Source organism: Bacteroidia bacterium, from assembly GCA_019695265.1.
In the GTDB taxonomy this organism is placed as follows: Bacteria; Bacteroidota; Bacteroidia; order JAIBAJ01; family JAIBAJ01; genus JAIBAJ01.
The window spans coordinates 21,714-28,255 of the sequence record JAIBAJ010000040.1; the positions used below are offsets into that span (position 1 = coordinate 21,714).

4 protein-coding genes are annotated in these 6,542 nt (G+C 39.1%); 2 read left to right on the forward strand and 2 right to left on the reverse strand.

The window, feature by feature from the left end:
* Positions 1-456: 456 nt before the first annotated feature.
* On the reverse strand, positions 457-1,335 hold the full coding sequence (locus K1X82_07680; protein ID MBX7181976.1) for an aminoacyltransferase: 879 nt from the start codon (positions 1,333-1,335) through the stop codon (positions 457-459).
* A 3-nt stretch (positions 1,336-1,338) separates the two neighbouring features.
* Positions 1,339-2,079 (reverse strand): hypothetical protein, encoded by a 741-nt coding sequence (locus K1X82_07685; GenBank protein ID MBX7181977.1) that lies wholly within the window; start codon positions 2,077-2,079, stop codon positions 1,339-1,341.
* Between the two features lie 370 nt (positions 2,080-2,449).
* Between K1X82_07685 and K1X82_07690 the strand changes: the two genes are divergently transcribed.
* Positions 2,450-3,892 (forward strand): Do family serine endopeptidase, encoded by a 1,443-nt coding sequence (locus K1X82_07690; protein ID MBX7181978.1) that lies wholly within the window; start codon positions 2,450-2,452, stop codon positions 3,890-3,892.
* 678 nt (positions 3,893-4,570) lie between these two features.
* Positions 4,571-6,542, forward strand: a 1,972-nt coding sequence (locus K1X82_07695) for a pyruvate carboxylase (protein MBX7181979.1), incomplete at its 3' end; no start/stop codon positions are given.

Genomic DNA, 6,542 nt, shown 5'->3' on the forward strand with positions numbered 1-6,542 from the left:
TTATTCTGTTTCAACACCTTAAGGCCGCAAGGATTTCTGATTTTTTGGGAATTCTATATAGCTCAAATGGTATAAGTGTTTGAAATTTAAATTGTTAGTCAGTTGTTGGTCTGGAAAAATATCGAACTCGGAATGAATTAAGGTAGCATAACGAAAATTCTGTCAACCATGGTTTCTTTACTAAGTTGGCGGGCCCCCTTCCGCCCATAAAGGCTTGTCAGATCCCTAAATAATCAGTAGGGCGTCGGGTCACGCTTTCGGCTGTAGTCCTCGTCCCCCTAGGCTAACGCCGTAGTGGGCCTGTGGGCTACTTGCCTCTATCGTTGCCCGAGGTGCAAACCCAAATGGTTTTACTTTTTACGAAGTTTTTCCTGTTCCTGAAAATAGAATTCGAAAAATCATGTTCCTTCCTGCCTGGGAAACTGATTTCAGAGGAATCTAAACTATTACATCAACCTAGAACAATGGAAAACGTCGTCTTTCATACCTTGGATATTCTACTCTGGTTGATCCGAATGACTTATAGAACCTTGCTAAACCCGGCTGATTGCTACCTTCAAAATCAAAAATTGAATCACTTTCAGAATGCTCCTGGATGAATCTGGCTAATAAGTAAGGTAAGGCTCCTGTTTCTTTTCCCCGCTGGGTATTTCCTGAAAACAGAAAAATATAATGTTTGTTAGACCAAACAAATAAAGCACCGGCAACTAAGTTGGAACCATCCCATACTCCCCAAACACAAGCTTGTTGTTGTTGTTCGCAAACCTCGACCAGGTTCTCCAATCGCTTATAATCCTGATTTTTCAAATGATTAAGTTCTTTGCCTTTATCCTCTCTGAATAAGTTGATAACAGATTGAATAGATTGGTTTTTCTCTAATCTTAATGGAACTATATCAGCCTTTTTAAGGTTGTTTTTTAATGTTCGGTCAAATTGTGCAGAAATTTCTTCGAATGGCCGATTTAGGCTTAAATGATGAGTAACCCAGGACGGGAGTTCAGGATATAATTGCTTGTTGGCCCAATTTAAATTGTATTCCACCAGTTTAAATTGGGGAGGTATAGCATTAATAAAATGGATAATTGAAGTTTCTTTTGGGCTGAATACACCTAATTGTTGAATGAAGAATGGAGTATAAATGTAGGGAATTCCATACTTTTTTTTAACCGGTAACGGCATAACAGCCTCATAATCATTCCAAACAAGGGCATTCCAACCCGGACAAGCAACATTTAAATAAAAGGAATAGGCATAAATCAATCCGTTGGTGGATTGTTGTAAACATTGATCCCATTTCTGAAAGTCAATTTCACTATGCCGGAGGTAATGAACCAATGCTTATAATTGGTTAAGTTCAATTAGGGTTAACTCGTCGATGACTTTATTGAAAGGTACAAAATCGTCCGAATTGTTTATCCTGTAATAGGAAGTATTATGTTTAATAAATAAATCGTCTTTATACTTAAGAATTTTCACTCCTTCGTAATCAGAAATTCCGTAAACCACTAATTTACTTCTTCCAAATTTGTAACCGCGGTAATTAAGGGGGGATCTCCAAAATTCTACCCACATTCTTCCGGCGATTTGTTTACTTTTTCCTGTAAAGGTATTGGTTGAATCTGCCGGACTTCCAGATGGTGAACCTTCCAAAATTTCCATGTATTTTGAAAATAGCATTTCATCCTTTTTTACGACCATTCCTCCATCTGATAATAAGTCGTCCGAGTCTAATGAGGTAGTATCTTTTTGATTAGGACTAAAGTAATTGGATGAATCTACCATTACTTTGGAGTCAGAACTTTGTCTGTTCTCTTTTTCCTCAATTTTTTGATTGCTTTCTTTGTCAGTTTTCTTCTTTGAAAATGGATTAGTTTTTTCAGCAAATTCAATGAATTTTCCAAGCAAACTAAGTTGGTTTTTTTCATTGGTTCCTGCCTGTTGGGTTGCCTGGATTTTTGAATCCATGTAATAAAACATAACTCCACCGCCTATTAGCAGCCCAAATGTTACACCTGAAAAAAAGGTGAAAACATTATTTCCAAAACGGCGAAGGGCAGAAAATCGGGTATTTGTTTCCAAAGCGGATGCAAAGATATTTAAATACAATTTGTTGCGACATTTAACCAGTTAGAAATTATAAGGGTTGGTAGTATCAAGTTTTGGTGATGCCGATTAAGTAAGTCCTACATAAATGGTACCGGATGTATAGAGGAATAATAAATAGTACTAGGTTAGGTTGGTTTCAAATTTTGTGGAAGAGCAGGCCAAGGTGCCTATTTCCGGAGGTTTTTTAACAGAATTCTAAAAAATAATTAAATGATAAATCCTATTAACAAATCTTTAAATCAGCCTCATACCTAGCTTGAAATTGTCTCCGTTAATTTGCAAATGAATTTTTAGGCATGTTATTTGAAAAGTGCCATTAACTATTAAAATTAAAGTAAAAGCCATGAATAAATTATCAACAATTGCCCTATCGGCACTAGTTAGTGGAGTTACTGCCACAGGCGTTTTCTACTTTTCTCAACATTCAGGTAAAACAATTCTGAGCGCTGAAAAAGGTATTCCGGTTCGGTATGCCAGTTATTCTGTTCCGGAGAATGCCATCAATTTTACTACGGCCGCTGAAAAATCAGTTAATGCAGTAGTGCATGTTACTACCGAAACCCAAGTAAGTAATTTCCAAAGTAGTAATTTTTATGACCCTTTCCATGAGTTTTTCTTTGGGCCTCAACGTCAGCTTAAACAACAGCCTCAAGTCGGTTCGGGCTCAGGTGTAATCATTTCAGAAGATGGATACATTGTTACCAATAATCATGTGGTAGATCAAGCAGATGAGATTCATGTGACCTTGAATGATAATCGAAAATATAGTGCCAAGATTATTGGAAAAGATCCGGCAACAGATTTGGCCTTGCTTAAAATTGATGAAAAGTCATTGCCTTATCTTCCTTATGGAAATTCAGATGATGTTAGATTAGGTGAATGGGTTTTGGCAGTTGGAAATCCATTTAATTTAACTTCAACCGTAACTGCCGGAATTGTTAGTGCCAAGGGAAGAAACATACAACTATTAAATGAAGAATATGCAGTTGAAAGCTTCATTCAAACAGATGCTGCTGTTAATCCGGGAAATAGCGGTGGTGCCTTGGTAAACACCAATGGTGAATTGGTAGGAATAAACTCAGCTATTGCAAGTACTACCGGATCCTATGCAGGTTATGCCTTTGCCATTCCGGTTAATTTGGCTCGTAAAGTGGTAGATGATTTATTAGAATACGGTGAAGTTCAACGAGCATTTATTGGTGTAAGTATTCGGGATATCGATCAACGTTTATCTGAGGAGAAGAAAATTCCGGTTCAGAAAGGAGTTTATGTAAATGGATTAACCCAAGGTGGAGGTGCAGAAAAAGCAGGATTAAAAGAAGGTGATATCATTTTTAAATTGAATGAAACCCCGGTTAATTCTATGAGTGAGTTGCAAGAGCAAGTTGCCCGTCACCGTCCGGGAGATAAAATTGATGTGCATGTTCGAAGAGGTGATCAAAGTCTTGCCTTTGCAGTGGTGTTGAACAATAAATTAGGAAATACCAATCCACTTTTGAAATCCAATTCGGAAACAATAGAATCGCTGGGAGCAAAATTTTCTGCTCCGTCGGCGGATGAAAAGCGACGCTTAGGTATTAAAAATGGAGTAAAAATTTCCGAATTGAATGGTGGTAAACTTCGAAATGCAGGAATTAAGGAAGGATTTATTATTACGCATATTGATCGTAAAACCATCAATAGTGTTGAAGATATAAATGATGCCTTGGAAAGTAAAAAAGGCGGAATTTTAATTGAAGGATATTATCCGAATGGCATGCGGTCCTATTATGGATTTGGTATGTAAATGCGGGTAACAAAACAGGATATTTTCTATACTGTCTTGGTTTATTGATTAAACTGCTTTGAAAAAGGCTTTAATCACATTCTGAATTTGACGGGATTAATCTGGCAAAGGGTTTCTGAAAACTTATTTCTGAAACCCTTTGCTTTTTAGTTTATCTACAAACAATCACACTAGTAAATATTCAAAAATAGAACTACTTGCGAACTATCTAGACCCCGTAAAAGGTTGATTAGCAGTGAAGTTTGTAGATTCCGTCCCGGGCAACGATAGAGGCAAGTAGCCCACAGGACACCGACGGCGTTAGCCTAGGTGGACGAGGACTACAGCCGAAAGCGTGACCCGACGCCTTTTGCAAATATTGTATCTAGGCAAGTATTAGGTTGGGCGGAGGGGGCCCGCATACATTTTAATGTTCAATTGATTTAATGAAAGCCCCTGAAAGGAATGCCTGAAAACCAGAGGAGAAATTCAAGAATCGAGCCTTATGAAACACTTGATTTCAGGCATAATTCATTGAATTTGCTGTCCAAAATGGATGGGTTTAAGTTTGATTGAAATTTTGGATTGTCTAGCGGGTTAGAAATCAATGAGTTAGTTAAGTTGTAATACTTTTCCAATTTTGCTAACATTTCCAATACGGGAAGGAATTAGGCTTTTCTTTGCTATTGTTAACTCCACATGGAAATAAATAAACTTTTGGTGGCAAACCGTGGCGAAATAGCCATTCGTGTTTTCCGCGCTGCCGTAGAACTAGGAATAAAAACAGTAGCGATTTATACCTACGAGGACAGGTATGCGCTTCATCGGTACAAGGCAGATGAGGCCTATCAGGTTGGTGCTGATAATGAGCCACTTAAGCCATATTTGGATATAGATGAAATCATTAATTTGGCCAAGGAGCGGAAATGTGATGCGATACATCCTGGATATGGTTTTTTGAGTGAGAATTCGGAATTTGCTCGAAAATGTGCGGAGAACGGAATCATTTTTGTTGGCCCGAGTCCGGAAGCGATGTTGGCATTGGGAGATAAGGTTAGCGGGAAGAAAGTAGCGGTATCTCAGGGTGTTCCGATTATAGAATCCAACCGGGTGGAATTGGTTTCGGATGAAGTTGCACTGGAGGAGGCTAGGCGTATTGGATTTCCGGTGATGGTAAAAGCCGCAGCCGGAGGAGGAGGAAGAGGGATGCGCGTAATTCGTCGAGAAGAGGATATAAAAAATGCCTTTAACGAGGCTAGGAGGGAGGCGAAAAATGCCTTTGGGGATGATACCATATTCATTGAAAAGTTTGTAGAAAACCCCAAGCATATTGAGGTGCAAATTGCGGCCGACCACCATGGAAATATTGTTCACTTGTTTGAAAGGGATTGTTCGGTACAGCGTCGTTTCCAGAAAGTAGTGGAAGTAGCTCCGGCTCCCAATCTACCTCAGGATGTAAAGGATAAATTGTATGATTATGCCATCCGTATTTGCAAGGCTGTTCAATATAACAATGTTGGAACGGTTGAGTTTTTAGTGGATCAGCAAAACAATATTTATTTTATTGAGGTTAATCCTCGCATCCAGGTTGAACATACTGTAACTGAAATGGTTACCAATATTGACTTGGTTAAAATTCAGATACGAGTGGCTATGGGCCATCGTTTGGGAGAAGGGGAAATCAATATTATTGGGCAGGAAGCGATAAAAATTACCGGATTTGCCATCCAATGCAGGGTAACAGCGGAAGATCCGGAAAATGATTTTAAACCGGATTATGGAACGGTTACAGCTTATCGAAGTGCAGGAGGATTTGGGATACGGTTGGATGTAGGAAGTGTTTATCCCGGGGTTAGGATTCCGCCCTATTTTGATTCCTTACTAGTGAAGGTTTGTGCTCAAAGCCGCACCATGGAAGGAGCAGCCCGAAAAATGACACGCACCTTGCAGGAATTCAGAATCAGAGGTGTGAAGTCGAATATACAATTTCTGGAAAATATTGTGAATCACCCGGTTTTTATTGCCGGCAATGCAACTGTTAATTTTATTGGCGACCATCGGGAATTGTTCAAGTTTAGAAAACGCAAAGACCGTGGCACCAAAATTATGAAGTACATTGGTGAGGTAATTGTGAATGGGCATCCGGAAGTTAAATTCAAAGACCCAAACAAAACCTTATTAAAGCCAATTGTTCCGGCCTATGAACATTATTCACCTTACCCAAAAGGCAGCAAGGATTTACTGACCGAATTGGGTCCGGAAGGCTTGGCGCAATGGTTAAAGAATGAAAAGAAAATTCATTATACCGATACTACTTTTAGGGACGCACACCAAAGTTTGTTGGCTACCCGTATGCGAACCTACGATATGGTAAAGGTTGCGGAGAGTTTTGCCAAAAATCATCCGGAAGTATTTTCAATGGAAGTTTGGGGAGGTGCTACCTTTGATGTTGCTCTCCGGTTTTTACATGAAAATCCTTGGGATCGGTTAAGAAAAATACGTGCAGCAGTACCCAATATTATGCTGCAAATGCTAATTCGGGGGGCCAATGGAGTAGGATATTCCTCCTATCCGAATAACCTGGTTGAGCGATTTGTAGAAGAGAGTTGGGAAAATGGAATCGATATTTTTAGGATTTTTGATTCGCTTAATTGGATAAAGGGAATTGCAC

Coding starts and splice junctions, on each gene's coding strand:
- K1X82_07690 (MBX7181978.1), top strand. CDS start 2,450: ATGAATAAATTATCAACAATTGCCCTATCGGCACTAGTTAGTGGAGTT.